At 71.4% G+C, this 20150-nt stretch carries 20 protein-coding genes; 10 read left to right on the top strand and 10 right to left on the bottom strand.

Annotated features, from left to right (window positions below; all coding sequences use genetic code 11):
- The first annotated feature begins 1 nt into the window (after position 1).
- Genes pstA through CPZ01_RS05590 form a run of 3 tightly spaced genes read left to right on the top strand, consistent with a single transcriptional unit; the run spans position 2 to position 3166 of the window.
- On the top strand, positions 2-1624 hold the full coding sequence (gene pstA / locus CPZ01_RS05600) for a phosphate ABC transporter permease PstA (RefSeq protein ID WP_096393823.1): 1623 nt from the start codon (positions 2-4) through the stop codon (positions 1622-1624).
- Between the two features lie 3 nt (positions 1625-1627).
- Complete coding sequence (gene pstB / locus CPZ01_RS05595; protein WP_096393822.1) at positions 1628-2464, top strand: phosphate ABC transporter ATP-binding protein PstB; 837 nt, start codon at positions 1628-1630, stop codon at positions 2462-2464.
- A complete protein-coding gene (locus tag CPZ01_RS05590; protein ID WP_096393821.1) occupies positions 2465-3166 on the top strand; it encodes a phosphate signaling complex PhoU family protein in 702 nt (233 codons plus the stop codon).
- A 485-nt stretch (positions 3167-3651) separates the two neighbouring features.
- Here CPZ01_RS05590 and CPZ01_RS05585 read toward each other — a convergent pair whose 3' ends face one another.
- Positions 3652-4599 carry a VOC family protein gene (locus tag CPZ01_RS05585; protein ID WP_096393820.1) on the bottom strand — a complete coding sequence of 316 codons (948 nt, stop codon included), beginning with the start codon at positions 4597-4599 and terminating at the stop codon, positions 3652-3654.
- A gap of 121 nt (positions 4600-4720) precedes the next feature.
- On the opposite strand from CPZ01_RS05585, the gene CPZ01_RS05580 reads away from it, so the two are divergent.
- From CPZ01_RS05580 to CPZ01_RS05570, 3 genes are all read left to right on the top strand, one after another.
- Positions 4721-5140: a cobalamin B12-binding domain-containing protein gene (locus CPZ01_RS05580; RefSeq protein ID WP_004595202.1), complete on the top strand. Its 420-nt coding sequence runs from the start codon at positions 4721-4723 to the stop codon at positions 5138-5140.
- A complete protein-coding gene (gene meaB / locus CPZ01_RS05575) occupies positions 5141-6370 on the top strand; it encodes a methylmalonyl Co-A mutase-associated GTPase MeaB (RefSeq protein ID WP_096393819.1) in 1230 nt (409 codons plus the stop codon). It abuts the gene before it with no gap.
- A gap of 123 nt (positions 6371-6493) precedes the next feature.
- Positions 6494-7447 (top strand): alpha/beta fold hydrolase, encoded by a 954-nt coding sequence (locus tag CPZ01_RS05570; protein WP_096393818.1) that lies wholly within the window; start codon positions 6494-6496, stop codon positions 7445-7447.
- A gap of 24 nt (positions 7448-7471) precedes the next feature.
- Here CPZ01_RS05570 and CPZ01_RS05565 read toward each other — a convergent pair whose 3' ends face one another.
- The gene (locus CPZ01_RS05565) at positions 7472-7990 is read right to left on the bottom strand and encodes a DUF4442 domain-containing protein (protein ID WP_096393817.1); all 519 of its coding nucleotides are present in this window, start codon (positions 7988-7990) and stop codon (positions 7472-7474) included.
- Between the two features lie 665 nt (positions 7991-8655).
- On the opposite strand from CPZ01_RS05565, the gene ncsA reads away from it, so the two are divergent.
- The gene (ncsA, locus tag CPZ01_RS05560; RefSeq protein ID WP_096393816.1) at positions 8656-9654 is read left to right on the top strand and encodes a tRNA 2-thiolation protein NcsA; all 999 of its coding nucleotides are present in this window, start codon (positions 8656-8658) and stop codon (positions 9652-9654) included.
- A gap of 46 nt (positions 9655-9700) precedes the next feature.
- On the opposite strand, the gene CPZ01_RS05555 is transcribed toward ncsA, so the two are convergent.
- The 4 genes from CPZ01_RS05555 to CPZ01_RS05540 form a co-directional block, all read right to left on the bottom strand.
- The gene (locus tag CPZ01_RS05555) at positions 9701-10705 is read right to left on the bottom strand and encodes a hypothetical protein (RefSeq protein ID WP_096393815.1); all 1005 of its coding nucleotides are present in this window, start codon (positions 10703-10705) and stop codon (positions 9701-9703) included.
- Positions 10702-11811 carry a glycosyltransferase family 4 protein gene (locus CPZ01_RS05550; protein WP_096393814.1) on the bottom strand — a complete coding sequence of 370 codons (1110 nt, stop codon included), beginning with the start codon at positions 11809-11811 and terminating at the stop codon, positions 10702-10704. Before CPZ01_RS05550 ends, CPZ01_RS05555 begins: the two co-directional genes overlap by 4 nt.
- Positions 11808-12185 (bottom strand): 6-pyruvoyl trahydropterin synthase family protein, encoded by a 378-nt coding sequence (locus CPZ01_RS05545; RefSeq protein WP_096393813.1) that lies wholly within the window; start codon positions 12183-12185, stop codon positions 11808-11810. The genes CPZ01_RS05550 and CPZ01_RS05545 overlap by 4 nt, the downstream gene beginning before the upstream one ends.
- Positions 12186-12287: 102 nt before the next feature.
- Complete coding sequence (locus CPZ01_RS05540) at positions 12288-13163, bottom strand: alkaline phosphatase family protein (RefSeq protein ID WP_096396142.1); 876 nt, start codon at positions 13161-13163, stop codon at positions 12288-12290.
- Between the two features lie 129 nt (positions 13164-13292).
- Between CPZ01_RS05540 and CPZ01_RS05535 the strand changes: the two genes are divergently transcribed.
- The 3 genes from CPZ01_RS05535 (at position 13293) to CPZ01_RS05525 (ending at position 16615) form a co-directional block, all read left to right on the top strand.
- A complete protein-coding gene (locus CPZ01_RS05535; protein WP_096393812.1) occupies positions 13293-15308 on the top strand; it encodes an aldo/keto reductase in 2016 nt (671 codons plus the stop codon).
- Between the two features lie 69 nt (positions 15309-15377).
- Positions 15378-15764: a DUF7475 family protein gene (locus tag CPZ01_RS05530; RefSeq protein ID WP_096393811.1), complete on the top strand. Its 387-nt coding sequence runs from the start codon at positions 15378-15380 to the stop codon at positions 15762-15764.
- 80 nt (positions 15765-15844) lie between these two features.
- Positions 15845-16615, top strand: coding sequence for a CDP-alcohol phosphatidyltransferase family protein (locus CPZ01_RS05525; protein ID WP_096393810.1), 771 nt, complete (start codon positions 15845-15847; stop codon positions 16613-16615).
- 13 nt (positions 16616-16628) lie between these two features.
- Here the strand turns inward: CPZ01_RS05525 and CPZ01_RS05520 are convergent, their stop codons facing one another.
- The 4 genes from CPZ01_RS05520 to CPZ01_RS05505 form a co-directional block, all read right to left on the bottom strand.
- Positions 16629-17654, bottom strand: coding sequence for a zinc-dependent alcohol dehydrogenase (locus CPZ01_RS05520; RefSeq protein ID WP_096393809.1), 1026 nt, complete (start codon positions 17652-17654; stop codon positions 16629-16631).
- 187 nt (positions 17655-17841) lie between these two features.
- Complete coding sequence (gene ftsZ / locus CPZ01_RS05515; RefSeq protein WP_096393808.1) at positions 17842-19077, bottom strand: cell division protein FtsZ; 1236 nt, start codon at positions 19075-19077, stop codon at positions 17842-17844.
- 4 nt (positions 19078-19081) lie between these two features.
- The gene (locus CPZ01_RS05510) at positions 19082-19261 is read right to left on the bottom strand and encodes a ribbon-helix-helix domain-containing protein (protein WP_004595187.1); all 180 of its coding nucleotides are present in this window, start codon (positions 19259-19261) and stop codon (positions 19082-19084) included.
- 216 nt (positions 19262-19477) lie between these two features.
- Positions 19478-20083: a double zinc ribbon domain-containing protein gene (locus tag CPZ01_RS05505; protein WP_096393807.1), complete on the bottom strand. Its 606-nt coding sequence runs from the start codon at positions 20081-20083 to the stop codon at positions 19478-19480.
- Positions 20084-20150: the final 67 nt, after the last annotated feature.

The following is a 20150-nucleotide window of genomic DNA, read 5'->3' as shown; positions in this document are numbered from 1 at the left end:
CATGGCAACCGAAGACACTACCGGCGACCGACTCGGGCAAACCACCGCACTCCGGATCCAACAGCTGAAGGGACAGCTCTTCGAGGTCGCGCTCGTCGCGGCGACGCTCGTCGGGATCGTCTCGTTGCTCGCGTTGTTCGCGCAGATCTCGAACGACGCGTTCCAACCCGGAACCGCGTCGCCGTCGTGGTTCCTCGTCTACTTCGGCACCCTCGTGGCGCCGACGGCGGCGTTCACGCTGTACGCCCGTCGGAGACCGGCGGTGCGGGAGACGAACGCCGTGACGTTCGCCGCGGTGTTCGGTGGGCTGCTCTTGAGCTTCGTCACGTACGCCGTCGTCGACGCGCTCAGTCCCTACGACGTGTTTCTCTACGCCTACTTCGCGTCGCTCCCCCCGGTCCTCGTCGTCGCGTACGATCGGACGAAGGACGACTGGGCATACACCGGCCCGCTCGTTCCCGTGTCGATCCTCGTCGGTATCGGGCTCGCGGCGTTGGTGGACGGCCCGATCAGCGGGCCGCTCGGGATCGCCGCGGAGTGGATCATGTACTTCGGTCTCGTCACGGTCCCGGTGGCGCTCCTCGTCGCGTGGCTGACCGCCTCGCGTCGCGATCGTCGCGCCGGCGCCGTCGCGGGGGGAGCCGTCGCCGCGGGCGGGTTCGCCGTCGCGGTGGCGTCGATCGTTACCGGAGCCAACGCGTCGCTTTTCGTCGTCCTCTTCTCGGCGTTCGTCGTCCCCACGGGCTACGTCGTCGCGCGGTCGGTCCGAACGAATCCCGAGGGGCGCGTCGGCGTCGCGGGGCCGTTCGTCCCGATCGGGGGCACGCTGCTCGGCGCCGCGGTCGTCTCGCGGTTCGGGATCGAGAATCCGGACACGTTTCTCACGCCGACCCTCCTCCTGGAGTCGTGGGACGGGCTGACCGCGAGTAACGCCGGCGTCTACCCGCAGATCGTCGGATCGATAATCATCGTCGGGTTCATGGCGGTCCTCGCGTTCCCGGTCGGAATCGGCGCGGCGATCTACTTGGAGGAGTACGCGCCGGACACCGGGCTTCGCGGGCGGCTCGCGACGCTGTTAGAGGTGAACATCTCGAACCTCGCCGGCGTCCCCTCGGTCGTGTACGGGCTGCTCGGACTCGCGCTGTTCCGGCGGACCCTCGGCTTCGGAACCGGCGTCGTCGTCTCCGCGGCGGGGACGCTCGGGCTGCTCATCCTCCCCATCGTTATCGTCTCGACGCAGGAGGCGCTGCGCTCCGTTCCCGACGACCTCCGACAGGGGTCGTACGGGATGGGCGCGAGCCGATGGCAGACGCTGCGGGAGGTCGTCCTGCCCGAGGCGATTCCCGGGACCCTCACCGGGACGATCCTCGCGCTGGCGCGGGCGATCGGCGAGACGGCCCCGCTCGTCATCATCGCGGTCGCCACGACGAAGTACAGCCCGCCGAGCGGGCTGTTTTCCAGTGCGACGGCGCTCCCCCTACAGATCTTCGCCGCGTCGGCGAACGCGAAGCCGGAGTTCCGACACGGCGTCGTCCCGGCAGCGGCCGTGGTGTTGCTTATCCTGATGCTGCTAATGAACGCCACGGCAATCGTTATCCGAAACAAGTACGCACGTGAGACCTAACGAATGAGCGAATCAGACACTTCCCCGAAGATACAGACGACGATCGAAACCGGCGACGAGGAGTCGCGCAGCGCGCCTCTCTCCGCCCGAAACACCGTCATCGAGACGCGCGATCTAGACGTTTACTACGGCGAGGAACAGGCGCTAGACGGCGTTTCGATGGAAATCAACGAGCACGACGTGACCGCGCTGATCGGCCCCTCGGGCTGCGGCAAGTCGACGTTCCTCCGGTGTATCAACCGGATGAACGACATGATAGACGTCTGTCGCGTCGAGGGCGACGTGGAGTTCGACGGCAAGAACGTGTACGACGACGACGTCGACCCGGTCGCCCTGCGCCGGAAGATCGGGATCGTGTTCCAGAAGCCGAACCCGTTCCCGAAGTCGATCCGCGATAACGTCGCGTACGGCCTGAAGATTCAAGGATACGAGGGCGATGTCGACGAGCGCGTCGAGGAGTCGCTCAAGCGCGCCGCGCTGTGGGACGAGGTGGAAGACCAGCTCGACACCTCGGGGCTCGACCTGTCCGGCGGGCAACAGCAGCGGCTCTGTATCGCCCGCGCCATCGCGCCCGACCCGGAGGTCATCCTGATGGACGAGCCGACCTCCGCGCTCGACCCCGTCGCGGCCTCGAAGATCGAGGACCTGATCGACGACCTCGCGGAGGAGTACACCGTCATCATCGTCACGCACAACATGCAGCAGGCGGCCCGCATCTCCGACCGGACCGCGGTGTTCCTCACCGGTGGCCGGCTCGTCGAGTACGACGACACCACCAAGATATTCGAGGACCCCGAAGAGCAGCGCGTCGAGGACTACATCACGGGGAAGTTCGGGTAGATGCCCCGCGAGAACTACCAGGAGCGGCTCGACGAGCTCCGGGACGGCGTGGTCGCGATGGGCGAGACCGTCTGCGACCGGCTCGACGACGCGGTCGAGGCGGCGGTCTCGGGCGACGACGAGCTCGCCCGCTCGGTGATCGAGAGCGACCACGAGGTCAACGAGACGTACCTCGACTTAGAGGACGAGTGTACGGAGCTGCTCGCGCTCCAGCAGCCGGTGGCCGGCGACCTCCGGCTCGTCGCCGCCTCCTTCAAGATCATCACCGACCTCGAACGCGTCGCCGACCTCGCGACGAACCTCGCGGCGTACGGCGGCCCGGAGGGCGGCGTTCACCCCGCGGTCGACGCCCGCGCCCTCGGCGAGACGGCCCGCGAGATGGTCAGCGACGCCGTCGCGGCCTACGCGGCCAGCGACCCCGACGCCTGTCGCGAGATCGCGGCGAGCGACGACGCGTTCGACGAGCGCTGTCGGGAGGCGAGCGAGGCGGTCGTCCGCGAGCTGCTGGAGGCCGACCGCGCCCGCAACGCGGCCCGAGACGGCGCGGCGCCGACGGACGGCGAGGCGCTCGAAGCCTCCCTCGACGACGTGTCGCAGGCGCTGCTCGCGGTGCGCGACCTCGAACGGATCGCGGACCACGCGGTCAACGTCGCGGCGCGGACGCTGTACATGATCGAGAACGACGACGAGCTGATCTACTGAGCGCGGCTCGCGGTTCGCCCCGGCGCGGGCGGACCGGCTTTCGTCTCGACGCCTTCGGAAGCCTCAAGAGATCGACGGTGGACGCCTCCAAAGCCCCAGCCGCGAGGCCGCCGTACGCTCGCTGCGCGCTTCACTCGGTCGCTCACTGCGTTCGCTCCCTCGTTCCAGTGCTTACGTCGCCTACGGCGGCCTCGCGGCTGGCCCCTTTGAGTCCCGCCCCGCACAGCACTACCGGAAGACGGTCCTGCTCGCTTCGCTGCGCGGGCTGCGACTTCCGTACTCCCGCTCGCTCCCTCCGGTCGCTCGCGGGATCGCACCTCACGCCTCCCCAACCTCGTTAGTCGCCGGAGCGAAGCGGAGGCGACTGACTCCCTCGCACGCGCTGTTTCGCGGCCGCCGAGGGCGGCCGCTCACAGGCGCGCAGGGAGGCGCGACGCGCCTCTGGCAGCCGGCGGCTACGCCGCCGGCGATGCCACCGTATTTCTTTATAAGGACTGGGTTTCCGCTGCCCGGACCCGGACCTCGATGCCGTCGGCGTCCGTCACGGTGACCCCGTCCGTTCGCTCTTCGACCGCGAACTGGGCGCCGCCGTCGGCCCCGACCGCGTCGAGTCGGTCCCGGACCGCGTCAAGCGCGGCCGCGTCGGGGACGACCGCCTCGAACCACGCGAGCCCGCGCCCCGCGGCGGGGGTCGTCCGCCCCCGCCACGTGTTCGCGCCGAGGTGGTGGTGGTAGCCGCCGGCCGCGACGAACCGCACGTCCGGGCCGCTCATCCCGACCTCGAAGCCGAGGCCGTCGACGTAGACGGCCTCGAACGCCGACAGCGAGGTCACTTCGAGGTGGACGTGCCCCACGTCCGTGCCGGCGGGGGCGCGGTCGACGAGGGCGGCGGAGTCAGCGCCGCCTTCCTCACTCTCGCCGGCCGCCGCCGCGGCGACCCCCTCGACGTCGAGCGGGTCGGTCGCCATCCGGGGCGTTCCGCCGTCGTCGACGGGCCATTCCTCCCGGGGCCGGTCGCGGTATATCTCCACGCCGTTCCCCTCCGGGTCGTCGAGGTACAGCGCCTCGCTGACGAGGTGGTCGGAGGCGCCGTCGAGCCGCCACCGCTCCCGCACGCGCCCCAGCGCCTCGCCGAGCGCGGCCCGCGAAGGGACCCGGAACGCGGTGTGGAAGAGCCCGGCGTCGGTCCGGCTCCGGGCGGGGCGGTCGGCGTCGCGCTCCAAGACGAGCAGGGGCGTCTCGTCGACCCCGAGCGTCGCGCGCTCGGCGTCGCGGTCGAGGACCGCCAGTCCGACCACGTCCCGGTAGAACGCGGTCGTCTCGTCGAGGTCGGCGACCCGGAGCGCGGCGCGGCCGATCCGCGTCTCGGCCGGGAGTCGGTCGTCGCGGTCGCTCGCGGCCGTGGCGGAGTCGCCCTCGGCGTTATCGGTCATTGAGCGGAGTACGGTCGCCCGCGCGTTCAACGCGTCGGTCGCGGATCCGGTTCGGACGGGCTCGCCCGAACCTTCCCCATCGTCCGTTAGAATCAAACCCGCACGCGACCCAGAAGGGTGTATGAGCGCCGAACAGCAGGAACGGGCCGTCCGGTGTCTGGTCGCGAAGGTCGGGCTCGACGGCCACGACCGAGGGGCACACGTGATCGCGCGGGCGTTCCGCGACGCCGGCTTCGAGGTCGTCTACTCCGGGCTCCACCGGGCGCCGGAGGACATCGTCCAGGCGGCGGTCCAGGAGGACGTCGACGTCCTCGGCATCTCTATCCTCTCGGGCGCGCACAACACGCTCGTCCCGAAGGTGATCGAGGGGCTGAAGGAGTACGACGCGTTCGACGACACCCTCGTCCTCGTCGGCGGGATCATCCCGGACGAGGACGAGGACGAGCTGAAGGAGCTGGGCGTCGCCGAGGTGTTCGGTCCCGGGACGCCGATGGAGGAGACGATCGAGTTCATCCGGAACAACGTCCCGGAGCGCGCGTAGATGGCCGGGCCGGACGCACCCGCGTTCGCGGACGCGCCGTCGCTCACCGACGCGGACGCCGCGCTCGTCGAGGACCTCCTCTCCGGGAGCCACCGCGCGCTCGCCCGCGTCATCACCAAGATCGAGAACCGGACGCCGGGGTACCGGGCGATCGTCTCCGCGCTCCACGAGCACACCGGCGGCGCGGACGTGATCGGGATCACGGGCTCGCCGGGCGCCGGGAAGTCGACGCTGGTCGACAAGCTCGCGGCCGCCTACCGCGACCGCGGCGACACCGTCGGCGTGATCGCGGTCGACCCCTCCTCGCCGTACACCGGCGGGGCCGTCCTCGGCGACCGGATCCGGATGGGGTCGAACGTCGGCGACATGGACGTGTTCTTCCGGTCGATGAGCGCGCGCGGCCAGCTCGGCGGCCTCTCGACCGCGACCGCGGACGCCGTGAAGGCGCTCGACGCCTTCGGGAAGGACGTGGTCGTCTTAGAGACCGTCGGCGCCGGACAGAACGAGGTGGACGTGGTCCGCACCGCCGACACGGTCGCGGTCCTCGTCCAGCCCGGCTCCGGCGACGACGTCCAGACGCTGAAGGCCGGCATCTTAGAGATCGGCGACGTCTTCGTCGTCAACAAGGCCGACATGGACGGCGCACAGCGGACCGTCGCGGAGTTGGAGGAGATGGTTCACCGCCGGGAGGGCGGAACGACCGGGCGCGGCGCCGGCCACCACGGCGCGGCCTCGATGGCCTCGACCGGCGCGGGCGGATCCGCGGCGGGGCACGGCGACGGCCACCACGAGGGCGGCCACCACGACGGCGATCACGCGGACGGTTCCGGGCACGGCGAGTCCGACGCGCACGCGGGCGATGCCGACGCGAACGCGGACGGTTCCGACGAGTCGTGGACGCCCGAGGTCTTGGAGACCGTCGCGAACAGCGGCGAGGGGGTCGCGGCGCTGATCGAGGCGTTCGACGCGCACGCGGCGTACCTCCGGGAGTCCGGCGAGATCGAGACGACCGAGCGGCGCCGGTACGCCGCGGAGATCCGCACGCTCGTGCGCGCGGACGTGGGAGCGCTCGCGACCGCCGAGATCGAGCGGCACGGCGGGATCGACCGGCTCGCGGAGCGGGTCCGCGACCGCGAGACGGACCCGTACGCGGTCGCGGAGGCGATCGTCGGCCCGATAGCCGACTGCGTCGACGAGGAGCGCGCCGCCGGCGACGAGCGCGACGACTGAGGGTCGGGCGCGTCGCGGACCGGCCTGCCCGTCGCGGCCGCGGGCCCAACTGGCCCGCTCGACCCGACCGACGGCGCCGCCGCGTCCCACGAGTATAAGTCGCCAGCGAACCAACAGGTTTCCATGAAGCTCAGGAACCTCCTCGGCAGTGTCGTCCTCGGCGTCGGCGCGCTCGCCGCGATCAACACCGGCCTCCGGTACGAGGGCGAGTTGGAGTCCCCGCTCGACGGCGACGACCGCACCTTCCGCTGGCGCGGGATGGACGTCGCGTACACCGAGGCGGGCGATCCGGACGACCCCGATCTCCTCTTACTCCACGGGATCAACGCCGCCGGCTCCTCCGGGGAGTGGCGCGCGGTGTTCGACGACCTGGCGGCCGACTACCACGTCGTCGCGCCCGACTTCCCGGGGTACGGCCGCTCCGACCGGCCGCCGCTCCGGTACTCCGCCGCGCTGTACGAGGACTTCGTCCGCGACTTCCTCGCCGAGTTCGACGAGCCGGCCGTCGTCGCCTCCTCGCTGTCGGCGGCGTACGCCGCCGCGGCGGTCGACGGCGGAGACACGGAGGGCGGGGTCGAGCTGAGCGGGTTCGTCGGCGTCTGCCCGACGGCGACCGCGGGGCCGAGCCCGGCGAAGGGGTGGCTGCGGGAGCTGTTCCGCGCGCCGCTGGTCGGACGGGCGCTGTTCAACGTCATCACCGCGAAGCCGTCGATCCGCTACTTCAACGCCGACCACGGCTACGACGACCCCGCGAACCCGAGCGCGGAGTGGACCGACTACGAGTGGCGCACGACCCACGTCGAGAACGCGCGGTTCGCGCCCGCCTCGTTCATCTCCGGGACGCTCAACAGCGAGGTCGACCTCGCCGCCGCGCTCGCCGACCTCGACGTCCCTCCGACGATCGTCTGGGGCCGGGAGGCGACCGTGAGCCCGCTCACGGACGGCCGCGAGCTGGCGGACGCCGCCGACGCCCGCCTCGTCGTCTTCGACCGCGCGCGGCTGCTCCCGCACGTCGAGCACCCCGACCGGTTCGTCGAGACGGTCGAAGAGGCGTTCGTCGCGGCCGCGGCGGCCTAACTTCGACGCCCGGACTCGACCCGGCTACTCGTCGCGGCGCACGTACAGCGTCTTCTCGCAGGCCGCGTGGACTTCTCCCTCGTCGTCGACGAGCGAGACGAGGTACTTCCGGTCGGTCGACTCGCCCGGCCCGAGCGCGTCGCGGATCGCCTCGGTCTCGGCGGCCGGGAGGTCGAACTCCGCGTACAACGTCTCGCGGCCGGGCTTGATGAACTCCAGCGCGGCCGACTTGTCCCAGATCGTGAACTCGTCGCCCAGCGTCCGCTGAAGCATCGTCATGTAAACCGGATCGATCGCGCCGTAGATGCTGCCGCCGAAGATCGTCCCGACCGCGTTCCGGGTGCGCCACTTGAACGGCACGCGGATCCGGACGTAGCGCCAGTCGCCCGCGATGTGGTCGACGCGCGCGCCCGTGCCCCGGTATGCCGGGAGGAGGTTGAACCCGAGCCGCCAGAGCCGGGTCCGGCGGCTCTCCGCCGGCGGGTCCTCGCGCAGGGGACGGGGTTCCGGGTCGCGGTCGACCCCGGTCGGGGAATCGCTCACGGCGATCCGGGACGGCCCGGCGACAAACCGGTGTCGGAACCGGCGACAACCGGCCGGGGGTTGTCGACGTCGAACGCTCGTTTACACTACCCTCGTGGCGCGTGCCCGTGAGCGGTCGCCCCCGGCGACCGCGAGACGGCACGCGCGAGGGAGTCGCGAACGCCCGCAGGGCGTGAGCGACGAGGCTGGGGAGGCGTGAGGTGCGGTCGCGGAGCGGGGCGGGACTCAAAGGGGCAGCCGCGAGGACGAAGCACGGCGATGCAAGGACCACAAAGAGCGAGCGAAGCGAGCGACTGAGGACCGCAGCGAGCCGCGCGAGTCCTCGCGGCTGGGGCTTTGGAGGTGTTGTCTGCCGATCTGTCAGCACTCATTTATAAGCGAGCGGCTGGGGCTTTGGAGGTGTTCGCTGCCGATCTGTCAGTAATCATTTATAAATGGACGACTGGGGATTTGGAGGCGTTTTCAGCCGATCTACCAGTGACGATTTATAGGTGATCGGCTGAGGCTTCGACCGCGTTCGCCGTCGTTCCGCCAGCGACTGTTCATTTATAAATGGCCGTCGCCTCGGGAGCGTTCGAATCGACGTCGCTTCCACCCACCTCCGGTACCTCCCTCACGTAGCCGGCCCGAAACGGGTATCCCCGCGCGACCGCAACCCGACACCGATGGAGTGCGACAAGTGCGGGAGCGATGCGATCCACCACGCCGCCTACTCCGGGGCGCACCTCTGCGGCCACCACCTCCGGGAGTCGGTCGAGAAGCGCGTGAAGCGTCGGGTCCGCGAGGACGGCCTCCTCGATCCGGACGCGACGCCCGACGACCCCGACCGCTGGGTGATCGGGCTCTCCGGCGGGAAAGACAGCGTCGCCCTGACGCGGATCTTAGACGACGTGTTCGGGAAGGACCCCCGCGTCGAGATGCTCGCCCTGACGATCCACGAGGGGATCGAGGGGTACCGCGACGCCAGCGTCGACGCCTGCGTCGAGCTGGCCGACGAGCTCTCCCTGCGCCACGAGCTGGTCTCCTACGAGGAGGAGTTCGACGTGCGCATGGACGACGTCGTCGAGGACGACCCGGAGGACATGGCCGCCTGCGCGTACTGCGGCGTGTTCCGCCGCGACCTCCTGGAGAACTACGCCGCCGAGTTCGACGCCGACAAGCTGCTCACCGGCCACAACCTCGACGACGAGGCGCAGACGGCGATGATGAACTTCCTCGAAGGCGACGTGCGGCAGGTGGCGAAACACTTCGACGCGTCGCTCGGCCCGTTCGACGAGCGCGCGGAGACCGACGCGTTCGTCCCGCGCGCCAAGCCGCTCCGCGACGTGCCCGAAAAGGAGATCGCCTTATACTGCCACGTCCGCGACCTCCCGACCCACATGGCCGAGTGCCCGCACGCCGAGGAGGCGTACCGCGGCGAGATCCAGTCGACGATCCACGAGTTAGAGGAGAACCACCCCGGCGCGCGCCACTCGATCATGGCCGGCTACGAGGAGCTCTCGGCGCTCGCGGCCGAGGCGTACCGCGGGGACGACGAGAACGACGAAGGCGGCGACGAGGGGGACGACTCCGGCCTCCGCGAGTGCGAGCGCTGCGGCTCGCAGACGAGCCGCGACGTCTGCCGGAAGTGCCGGCTGCTGGAGTCGATCGAGGCGGCGACCTGATTGGGTCGCCGTTCACGCGCCGCCGTCGACGCCACCGGGGCGCTGTTCACACGCCGCCATCACCGTCGACGCGACCGATGAGGTCGAGCTGGTGGGTGAGGTAGACGAGCGTGCCGGAATCGACCTGTCCGCGACGAATATCGTGCCACGCGTCGAGGTCGGCGGCCGAGATCGGGATCGGATCGCCCCCGTCGGCGATCACCTCGCCGACCGCGGCCTCGACGGTGTCGAGGATGTGTCGGAGGAAGAACGCCTCGTCGCTCGGATAGCCGGCCTCGCCGTCGGCCGGGCGCACGACCCAGTCGGAGCCGGCGACCCCGAGGAGGTCCGAGCCGTCCGCCTCGCGCAGCCGCGCGAGGGCGGCGCCGCCGGCGCGGCTGTTCCCGCCCGGCTTCTCGTCCATGTGCCGGTGGTACAGATCCTCTATCGCCCGGTCGTCGGGACGTGCCGGGCGGAACCGGGTCCCGCCGTCGAAGGTGATCGGGAAGTAGTAGGTCCCGCCGGGCGCCAGCGCGTCGAGCAGCGGGTCGAGCCGGTCGAGCCCGAGCACGTCCAGTAGCGCCATCCCGATCAGCGCGTCGGACTCCCCGGCCTGCGCCTCGGCGTGCGCGACCGCGTCGGCGGCGACGGGTTCGACCCTGACCGTGCGCTCATCCGTCTCGACGACGAGCGCGTCGTCGCCGCTGCCGCCATCGTCGATGGACGTCGGTGCGTCTCGTTCCGCCGCCCACTCCCGGAGGAAGGGACCCAGCCCGGCGAGCGCGTCTGGGTCGCGGTCGACCGCGACGTACCGCGTCTCCCCGGGCGGGAGCACCTCCCAGTCGATCAGCCGGGCGATCATCGTCCCGACGCCGGCGCCGACCTCCAAGACGCGCAGAGGGCCGTCGCGCGCCGCCGCGCGGTCCGCGAGCCGCTCTCGGAGGGTCCCGACGAGCCGCCGGTCGAGCGCCCGGTCGTCGACGGTGCGCTTCGCCAGGAGGTAGCGCCGGAAGGCGGCGTCGTCGGCGGCGAGGGCGTCGCCGTCCGCGGGACCGCCGTCGGTCCCCGTCACGCCGACACCTCCGGTTCGGCCGCGTCGACGGCGTCGGGCGCGTCGGCGACGTCGGCGAGGAGCCGACGGACGCGGGCCGTCGTCTCCTCCCAGTCCGGGTGGCGCTCGTACCGCCGTCTCGCGGCGCGGCCCATCTCGGCGAGCCGGTCGGGATCGGCCGCGAACCCGTCGAGCGCGCGGGCGACGGCGGCCGGGTCGTCCGGGTCGACGAGGACGCCCGTCTCGCCGTCGGCGACCGTCTCGCTCGCGCCGCCCGCCCGCGAGGCGATCGCCGGCAGGCCGAAGCTCATCCCCTCTAAGTAGACGATTCCGAACCCCTCGTACCGGGAGGGGACGGCGAGGACGTGGCTCTCGCGGAGCGCGTCGGCCAGTTCGGCGTCCGACAGCCGGCCGGCGAAGCGCACGCGGTCGCCGAGTCCCCGCTCCCGGACCAGTCGCCGCACGTCGGCGACGTGGGACTCGTCGACCGCCCGGCCGACGACCGTGAGGTCGACGGCGGCGTCGGCGCGGGCGACCCCCTCGACGAGCGTGTCGAGCCCCTTCCGCGGCTCGACGTTGCCGACGAACGCGACTCGGAGGGGCTCGGGGTCGGAACCGTCGAGCGACGCGGCCCGCGCCGCGATCGCGTCGTCGTCGATCGCGGGGTCGAACCGGTCGCCGGCGGGCGGCGCGACGACGGTCGATTCGGGATCGACGCCGAGGGCGGCGACGGCGTCGCGGGTCGCCGCGCTGTTGCAGACGACGCCGTCGACGGTCGCGAGGTAGCGGCGTTCGACGACGCGGTACAGCGGCGAGAGCCGACGCGGCTCGCTCGCGCGCAGGTGGTGGACGACGCTCACGACCGGGTACGGCAGGTCGCGGTTGGCGCGGAGGAGTGAGGGGTGCGCGAGCTCGTCCTGTAACATTACGTCGACGTCGACGCGGAGGCGGTCGCGGATCCCCGGGAGCGCGTTGTCCAGCAGCCCGCGCGGGTACGCCCGCCACGGGAGCTCGACGATCTCGACCGCGTCGCCGGCGGCTCGGAGCCCCTCGACAAGCTTCCGGTCGTAGCGGAACCCGCCCGACCGCTCGTCGAGACTGCCGTACAGCGCGAGCCCGACCCTCATACCGGCGCGTCGTAGGCCGCGGCGGCCGCGTCGTCCTCCCAGACCGTCACGGCCAGCTCGGTCACGGTCTCGTCGGTCACCGCGTCGGTCACTCGCTCGAATATCACCCGGGCGAAGCGCTCGACGCTGGGATTTCTCCCCTCGAACTCGGGGAGGTCGTTGAGCAGCTCGTCGCGGTAGCGGTCCGCGAGCTCGGCCAGCGCCGCGTCGGCGTCGTCGATGTCGACGAGGTAGTCGTGCTCGTTCAGCTCGGGGCCGCGGAAGGTCAGCTCCACCTCGAAGTGGTGGGAGTGCGGGACGCTCTCCGGCCCCTCGTCGACGACCGTGAGGTAGTGCTGGGCCACGAAGTCCGTCAGCACCGTCGTCGCGTACATGAACAGATCCACGGGCGCGAGCAACCTAAAGCCGGAGGGCGGCGGAAGGACGCTCGCCGCGCCGGGGTATTTATACCGAGAGGCGAGCGGCGACGAGGCCGTTTATAAGTAGCCGAGCGCGCGCAGCCGGTCCCGGTCCGTCTCGCCCTCGCCGCCGTGGACTCGCGACACCGGCAGCGGCTCGGGCGGCGTCAGGGTCGGCTCACGCCCGCCCTCGTCCGCGCCGTCGACCGTCGCCCACGGGACGGCGAGCAGCGCGGGGACGGGCGCGTGCATCGGGTGGCCGTACAGCCCCCACTCGCCGAAGCAATTGCCGTGGTCGGCGGTGACCGCGATCCGCCCGTCGACGTTCGCCGCGAGGGACTCGACCTCGCCGAGGACGTGTCGGAGGTTCGCCTCGTACGCCGCCCAGACGCGCTCGACCGAGACCTCGCCGCGCCGGAGCAGCACCCACGGGTTCCCCGCGTTGCTGTGGCTCCCGGTCCGCGCCAGCCCGTCGTCGCCGTCGAGGGGGTCGGGGACGAACGGGTGGTGCGGCTGCATGTAGTGGACGACGAGCCGGTCTGGGTCGCGCTCCCGAGCGAGCGCGATCGCCCGGTCGGTCACGGCCGCGGCGGGCACGGTTCCCGCCCCCTCGTCCCACGCGTACTTCCACACCTCGTCGAGCGCGGCGAACGCGTCGGCGTCGAGGTAGCGGTCGGTCCACGTGTTCCCGGTGACCATCGCGGTCCGCGCCGTCTCGGAGTGGTTAACGAAGGTGTTCTCCAACCACTCCGAGGAGGAGCTCCCGACCGATCGAACCGTCTCGACCTCGCCGAGGAACTCGAAGTCGGGCGCGACCGAGCGCAGCAGGTCGGCCCGACAGGCGTCGAGGACGACGAGGACGTCCCACTCGCGGTCGAAGGCGTTCGTCCCGTAGTCGAGCCGCCGACCGATCGCCTGTAACCCCCGCAGGTAGGCGGTCCCGAGGCGGCCCATGCCCGGCTCCGTCACGACCGTGAGTTGTCGCGAGGCGACTAAACCGCTCCGGGGGGAGCGCCACCGTCGCCCTCGTCGACGCCCCGCCGCCGTCGAGACACCTATACGTCTCGCCGCCTCGGTACGACCGTGAACTGCCTGCTCGTCGGCGCGGGGGCGATCGCGCCGGAGTACGCCGCCGGCCTGCCCGAGAGCTCGCTGTCGCTGGCCGGCGTCGTCGACCTCGACGCCGACCGCGCCGCCGCCCTCGCCGCGGACCGCGGCTGCCCGTCGTTCGCCGACCTGGAGACCGCGCTGGAGCGCGTCGACGCGCCGCTTGTCGTGAACCTGACGAGCCACGCGGCCCACGCGGCGGTGACGCGGACCGCGCTCGAAGCGGGCCGCCACGTCTACTCGCAGAAGCCGCTCGCGCTCGACGCCGACGAGGCGCGGTCGCTGGTGGCGCTCGCCCGCGACCGCGGGCTCGCCCTCGGCTGCGCGCCCGGGACGCCGCGAGCGCCCTCGCAGCGCCGCGCGGGCCGACTCCTCGCCGACGGGCGGCTCGGCCCGGTGGGGCTGGGGTACGCCCACGCCCACGTCGGCCGCGTCACCGACTGGCACGACCGGCCCGACTCCTTCCTCGAGATCGGGCCGCTGTACGACGGGGCGGTGTACCCCCTCGCGCTGCTGGTGGCGTGGTTCGGGCCGGTCGAGCGCGTCCGCGTCGCCGACGCGCTCGACGTGTGGCCCGAGCGCGAGGAGCGCCGACCGTCGACGCCGAGCCACGTCGAGGCGACGCTCGCGTTCGCGGCGGGGCCGACCGTCAGGCTCACGGCAAGCTTCTACGCGCCCCACCGGAGCCGGGAGTTCTACGGGCTGGAGCTCCACGGCGACGACGGCTCGCTGTACCTGAAGGGGACCGGTGCGATGGACGACGACCGCGACGGCGTCCGGTTCGGCCGCGTCGGCCGGGAGTACGTGAGCGCGCCGCCAGATTCGCCCACCGAACCCTACGAGTACGTCGACGCCGTGGAACGCCTCGCCGCGTCGGTCGAGGCCGGGTCCCCGTCGCGGGCCGGCGGACGACGGGGCGCCCACGTCGTCGCCGTCTGTAACGCGATCGAGGCCGCCGCCGAGGGGGACGGCCCGGTCGCGGTCGACGACTGCGGCGCGACCGCCGACCCGCCGCCGGCGCCGGTGGTGCGGCCGGCGGCGTCGGGCGAGGGCGACGCGAGCGGAGGGGCCGCGGGTGACGGGAGCGGGGGAGGCGGAGAGGGCGCCGCCGCGGTCCGCCTCCCCGCCGTCGGCTTCGGCTGCTCGCGCTACCGCGACGGGGAGTACGTCGAGCGCGCCGACTCGATCGCGACCGCGCTCGACGCCGGCTACCGCCTCCTCGACTCGGCCGAGCTGTACGGCAACGAACACCGGATCGGGGAGCTGCTCGCCGCGCCGGGCGCGCCCGACCGCGAGCGCGTGTTCCTCCTCGGGAAGGCGTGGCGCACGAACCACCGCCGCGAGCACCTGCTCGCCGCCTGCGCGGGCAGCCGCGAGGAGCTGGGGATCGACGCGTTCGACTGCTACGCGCTCCACTGGCCCTCGGCGCTCGAACACCGGGGCGAGCTTCGCCGCCTCGCCGAGAGGCCGGTCGAGCGGCAGGAGGCGCTCACCTTCCCCGAGGACGCGGACGGCGAGCCAGCGACCGACGACGTGTCGCTCGCGACCGCGTGGGAGAACCTGGAGGCCGTTCACGACAGGGGGTGGGCGCGGACGCTCGGGGTCTGTAACGTCTCGCGGGCGCAGTTGGAGACGGTGCTGGAGGCGGGGACGGTCGATCCGGCGCTCGTACAGGTGGAGCGGCACCCCTACCGCCCCCGGAACGATCTGATCGACTTCTGCCGCGAGCGCGGGATCCGGGTGGTCGCGCACTCGCCGCTGTCGGCGCCCGGCCTCCTCGACGAGCCCGCCCTGAACGCGATCGGGGCGGATCGGGGACTCTCGCCCGCCGAGGTCGTGATCGCGTGGAACGCCTCGCAGGGGGTCGTCCCGATCCCGTCGAGTACCACCGAGTCGCACGTCGTCTCGAACCTGGCGGCCGGGAGCGAGCGGCTGGCCGCCGACGAGATCGCGCGCGTCGACGCCCTTCGGGACCCCGACTTCGAGCGGTGACGGTCGGCGGCGATCGGACACCGGGGTCTGGGGCGGTATTTCTATGTGAGTGAAGCCCGTGCGTGTGGTATGGCAACGACCGAAGCGCGGCAGTCCGCGGTCGACATCGGCTCGTTGAACGGCCTCCACTGGGTGGGCATCGCCGCCGCCCTCGTCTCCGCCGCCGTCCACCTCCTCCTCGGCGTCAGGATGTTCCCCTCGCCGATGGGGATCAGCTTCGTGCTGGCCGGGCTGGGGTTCGTCGGGGGCGTCGTCCTCCTCGCGATCGACTACCGGCGTCGCACGGTGTACGCCGTCGGGATCGCCTTCACGCTCGTCCAGATCGTCCTGTGGTACGTCATCAACTTCGCCGGGGGAGCGAAGTCGTTCCCGGCCGACGTCGGGACGCTCGGCGCCGTCGACAAGGTCGCACAGGTCGCGTTGATCGCCGTACTGGTCCTCCTACTGCGCCGGTAGCCGTGTCGACTCGGAAGCGCCGACCGCGGCGCGGGCGCGCAGCCGGGGTCGCGGGTACCGCCGCCGGAGGTGACAAGTAGATGGCCGGCGCACGCCGGCGGCGCTCCCTCCGCGTCGGGGTCGGCGTCGGGCTCCCGCTCTTCGCCGCGGTCGCGCTCGCGGCGCTCCTCTTTCGGCTGTATCCGATGGACGCGACCGGCCGGTGGGGGCTCTCTCCCGCCGTCGTCGCGGGCGGCTGCTGGGCCGGCCAGCTCTGGTACGTCGGCTACCGGCTCGACCCGGAGCGGTTGGCCGGAGGGTTCTGGCGGCGGCTGCTCGGGCTGGCGAACGCGGTCACGCTCGTCCGGGGTGCGCTGTACGCCGTCGTCGCCGGGTTCGCGGTCGTCCCGTCGGGAACGACGCTCGCGTGGGTGCCGGCGCTGTGTTACGGGACCGGCGTCGCCCTCGACAGGCTCGACGGGGTCCTCGCCCGGACTGTGGGCCGGGAGACCGAGATCGGCCGCCGGCTCGACATGGCGTTCGACACCTTCGGGTTCGTCGCCGCGCCGCTGGTGGCGGTCCTGTGGGGACTGCTGCCGGTCTGGTACCTCTCGATCTCCGCCGCGCGGTACGTCTTCCGCGGTGCCGTGTGGCTGCGCCACGTCCGCGGGCTCCCCGTCGGCGACCTCCCCGACAGCGACCTCGGGAAGTACCTCGCGGGCGTCCAGATGGTGTTCGTGACGGTCGCGCTCGTCCCGCCGGTCCCGACGGGGCTCGTGTGGACCGTCGCGCCCGTCGTCCTCCTCCCGTCGCTCGCGGTGTTTACGCGCGACTACCTCGCCGTCAGCGGGCGCCTCCCCGACCGCGGGTGACCGCGACGGCCGTTCACTCGTACTCTAAGATTACCTGTACCGTCTCGTCGGTCGCCGAGTCGAGCAGCTCGTACGCCTCCGCCGCGCGCTCGAACGGGATCCGATGGGTGATCAGCTCGTCGGCGGGGATCCGGCCGAGCCGTTCGAGCGCCGCGTCCATGCGTCGGTCGCGGTCCCAGCGCCCCCGGAGCTCGGGGCTTATCGTCGACACCTGACTGGAGACGATGTCGATGCGGTCCCGGTGGAACCGCCCGCCGAGCCCGATCGGCTCGCGTTTGGTGCCGTACCACGACCCGACGACGATCCGCGCGTCGTAGCCGACGACGCCGAGCGCGTCGTCGAGCGCGCTCGGCTGGCCGGAGAGCTCGACCGCGAGGTCCGCGTCGTCGAGCGCGGCGCCCGAACCGCCGAGGCCCGCGTCGGCGGGATCGTCGAGAGCCGTCGGCGTCGTCGTCCGGTCGGCGCCGAACGACGCCGCGAGGGCCCGACGACGCTCGATGGGGTCGACCACGACGAGCGACTCCAGCGGGAACGCGGCCAGCAGCCGGGTGACGCAGAGCCCGATCACGCCGGCGCCGAACACCACGACCCGTTCTCCGAGCCGAGGGGCCGCGTCGAGGACGATGTTCGTCGCGGTCTCGACCGAGGGGAGGAGCGACCCGACGGCCGGCTCCGTCCCCGGCGGGAGCGCGACCACCGAGTCGGGGGTGGTCCGGAAGCTCGTCTGGTGAGGGACGAACGAGAACACCGACCGACCGACCCAGTCGGGGTCCACGTCCGCGCCGACCTCGCTGACGACCCCGCTCGCGGCGTACCCGTACTGGAGGGGGTACGAGAGGTCGCCGTCGAGCGCGTCGAGCGTCTCGTCGGCCGGGAAGTCTCCCGGGGTCTGGTCGCGGTACACGAGCAGTTCCGTCCCGGCGCTTATCGCCGACGCCCGGGTGTCGACGAGCAGTTCGTCGGCGTCCGGCGGGCCGACGGACGTCTCCCGCACCTCGACGGTCTCCGGACCCGTGAAGTAGAGCGCCGCGTCGGTCATCGTGTCGTCGCGAATCTGGCCCGTCCGCGGACGGGGGCGGAGCGACGTCGCGCCCCCCGGATCGGCTGGTGACGTGACACGTAGCTCTACACGGACCGTGTGATGTTAAGTCCTCGCGCCGTGCGCGGGGCGGAAGGGTATCGACGGAAAACTGAATCGGAACCGAACCGCAGCGGTCGCGAGGCGCTCAGCGGATGACGTCGAGCCCGTTGTTCTTCTCGATCGGGTCGCTGCCGCCGTCGGACTCCCAGCCGCGGTCGGTGCCGCCGGAGACCGCCGGCTCGCCTCTCTCGCCCGCGGCGCCCGCGCTCTCGTTCGCCTCGGCCGCCCGCGAGCGCGAGTCGCCGAGGTCGTCGGCGTCGACCGCGGCGCGGGACTTGTCGGCCTGCTTCTGGGTGGAGGGGCCGAGCACCTGCGCGCTCTGGACGCCCGTCATGATCGCCATGACGCGGACCTTCCCCTTGTACTCCTCCTGGATGCGGGCGCCCCAGATCACGTTGGCGCTCGCCTCCAGCCGCTCGGTGATGTTGTTCGCGATCCCCTCGGCCTCCTTCAGCGTGAGGTCCGGGCCGCCCGTGATGTGGACGAGCCCGCCCGAGGCGCCGCGGTAGTCGACGTCGAGCAGCGGGTGGTTCATCGCGTCGTTGACCACCTCTTGGGTCTTGTTCTTGTCCTGCGTCTCGCCGACGAGCATGACCGCGACGCCGCCCTGGTTCATGATCGTCGACATGTCCGCGTAGTCGAGGTTGATGAGGCTCGGCTGGGTGATCGTCTCCGAGATCCCCTTCACCGTCTCCGCGATGATCTGGTCCATCACGGAGAACGCCTTCCCGATCGGCAGGTTCGGGACGTAGTCGAGCAGCCGGTTGTTGTCTAAGACGATGATCGAGTCGGCCTCGTTGCGGAGGTCTTCGAGGCCCTCCTCGGCTTTCACCGTGCGGGCGCGCTCGACGTTGAACGGCGTCGAGACCATCCCGACGACGATGGCCCCCTGATCTTTGGCGATCTTCGAGACGACCGGCGCCGCGCCGGTGCCCGTGCCGCCGCCCATCCCGGCGGTGACGAAGACGAGGTCGGCGTCGCCGAGCACCTCCTTGATCGTGCCCTGGGCCATCTCGGTGGCGCGCTCGCCCATCTTGGGATCGCCGCCGGCGCCGAGCCCCTGCGTGAGCGACTTGCCCACGAGGATCTTGGTGTCGGCCTCGATCATCTTGAGGTGCTGTTTGTCCGTGTTGATGGCGATGGTGTCGGCGCCGTCGACGCCGATGTTGTAGAGCCGGTTGACCGTGTTGTTCCCGGCGCCGCCGGCACCGACGATGACGATCCGGGGGTCCCCGAACTCGTCGTCGCCCATGTCGACGTCGTCCATGTCGCGCTTCTCCGCCTCCGCGTTGTCGAGGGCGTCCTGAACGAGATCTTGCATCAGTTTACACCTTCGCCCAGTTGCGGTTGCGGCCGCGCTCGTCGCGCTCGCCGTCCTGTTCGTTCAACATGTCGCGGACGGCCGACCGGATCGCCTCGCTCCGGTTCGGGAACTCGCCCGTCTCCACCATCTGTTCGACCTCGTCGATCTGCTGTTTCGGGATTCGTAGTGTCACACGCTCCATTGGTATTCCCCCGGTAAGACGGCGAACACGCGACGCGTGTGTCTTACAGCGCGAAACCGCCCGACTGCGGGGCGACACCCCGCACCGGCCGGCCGCTGTAAGACGACCGTCTTACGCAATTGAAGTCACCGAGCGAACCATTATAAAACTACCGGAGGGTGTAAGACAGAACGTGAAAACGCCCGAAAATAGGCGTATACGGGCCGTCAGAGTCGATTATTGATCTTTCAAAACGTCCGCCGCCGGGGTCCGGCGTCCGCATCCGGGACAGAACGCCCAGTCGGTTCGGAGCTCGTCGCCGCACTCGCAGAAGGCTCTATGCGACTGCTTTTCACCGCAATTCGGGCAGTAAACGTGGTCAGACGGGACGGTTTCGCCGCATCCGCCGCAGGCGTTTTCGCGCGTTTGCGCGCCCGGACCCCGGTCCGTCTTACGCGCGCTCGCCTCCGCCTCGTCGGTCGTCTCACGCGTCACACGCACCTCGTCGTCTCGGTCGTCCGATCCGGCGTCCGGGGCGTCGAGCGTGACGTTTACGTTGATATCGCCGGCGCTCTCGGGTGTATACGCCCGCGTCGAGGCACCGCCCGCCGGACCGAGTCGCTCGTCGAGCGCGGCGTCGAGCCGCTCCGCGATCAGCTCGTCGACGCGGTCCACGAGGGCGTCGTCGACGCTCCCGGTCGTCGCGTCGGACGCGTCGGACGCGTCCCCCTCGCCGTCGAGATGGGTCCGGAGCGCCTCCCGCATCACCTCGCTTTTGGAGGCGTCACACGCTTCCAGCCGGTCGACGAGGTCGTCGTCCGCCCGGAAGGTGATCTTGCTCATACCGCGGGTGTACCCTCGGTCGGTATAAGTATCTTCTCCTGTCGTCTGACACGTTTCACGGTGCCGA

Source organism: Halorubrum trapanicum (assembly GCF_002355655.1).
GTDB classification, from domain to species: domain Archaea; phylum Halobacteriota; class Halobacteria; order Halobacteriales; family Haloferacaceae; genus Halorubrum; species Halorubrum trapanicum_A.
Note: the sequence above shows the minus strand (reverse complement) of the source record. Positions and strands in the feature narration are given on the sequence as shown.

Bases quoted from the DNA above. Each gene is read 5' to 3' on its own strand.
- CPZ01_RS05520 (WP_096393809.1), bottom strand. From the start codon at position 17,654: ATGACCGACGCGGCGCTCTACTTCACGGGTCCGGAGACCGTCGAGGTG.
- ftsZ (WP_096393808.1), bottom strand. From the start codon at position 19,077: ATGCAAGATCTCGTTCAGGACGCCCTCGACAACGCGGAGGCGGAGAAG.
- CPZ01_RS05585 (WP_096393820.1), bottom strand. From the start codon at position 4,599: ATGACCGATAACGCCGAGGGCGACTCCGCCACGGCCGCGAGCGACCGC.
- meaB (WP_096393819.1), top strand. From the start codon at position 5,141: ATGGCCGGGCCGGACGCACCCGCGTTCGCGGACGCGCCGTCGCTCACC.
- ncsA (WP_096393816.1), top strand. From the start codon at position 8,656: ATGGAGTGCGACAAGTGCGGGAGCGATGCGATCCACCACGCCGCCTAC.
- CPZ01_RS05540 (WP_096396142.1), bottom strand. From the start codon at position 13,163: ATGGGCCGCCTCGGGACCGCCTACCTGCGGGGGTTACAGGCGATCGGT.
- pstA (WP_096393823.1), top strand. From the start codon at position 2: ATGGCAACCGAAGACACTACCGGCGACCGACTCGGGCAAACCACCGCA.
- CPZ01_RS05545 (WP_096393813.1), bottom strand. From the start codon at position 12,185: ATGTACGCGACGACGGTGCTGACGGACTTCGTGGCCCAGCACTACCTC.
- CPZ01_RS05550 (WP_096393814.1), bottom strand. From the start codon at position 11,811: ATGAGGGTCGGGCTCGCGCTGTACGGCAGTCTCGACGAGCGGTCGGGC.
- CPZ01_RS05530 (WP_096393811.1), top strand. From the start codon at position 15,378: ATGGCAACGACCGAAGCGCGGCAGTCCGCGGTCGACATCGGCTCGTTG.
- CPZ01_RS05505 (WP_096393807.1), bottom strand. From the start codon at position 20,083: ATGAGCAAGATCACCTTCCGGGCGGACGACGACCTCGTCGACCGGCTG.
- CPZ01_RS05525 (WP_096393810.1), top strand. From the start codon at position 15,845: ATGGCCGGCGCACGCCGGCGGCGCTCCCTCCGCGTCGGGGTCGGCGTC.
- CPZ01_RS05510 (WP_004595187.1), bottom strand. From the start codon at position 19,261: ATGGAGCGTGTGACACTACGAATCCCGAAACAGCAGATCGACGAGGTC.
- CPZ01_RS05590 (WP_096393821.1), top strand. From the start codon at position 2,465: ATGCCCCGCGAGAACTACCAGGAGCGGCTCGACGAGCTCCGGGACGGC.
- pstB (WP_096393822.1), top strand. From the start codon at position 1,628: ATGAGCGAATCAGACACTTCCCCGAAGATACAGACGACGATCGAAACC.
- CPZ01_RS05580 (WP_004595202.1), top strand. From the start codon at position 4,721: ATGAGCGCCGAACAGCAGGAACGGGCCGTCCGGTGTCTGGTCGCGAAG.
- CPZ01_RS05570 (WP_096393818.1), top strand. From the start codon at position 6,494: ATGAAGCTCAGGAACCTCCTCGGCAGTGTCGTCCTCGGCGTCGGCGCG.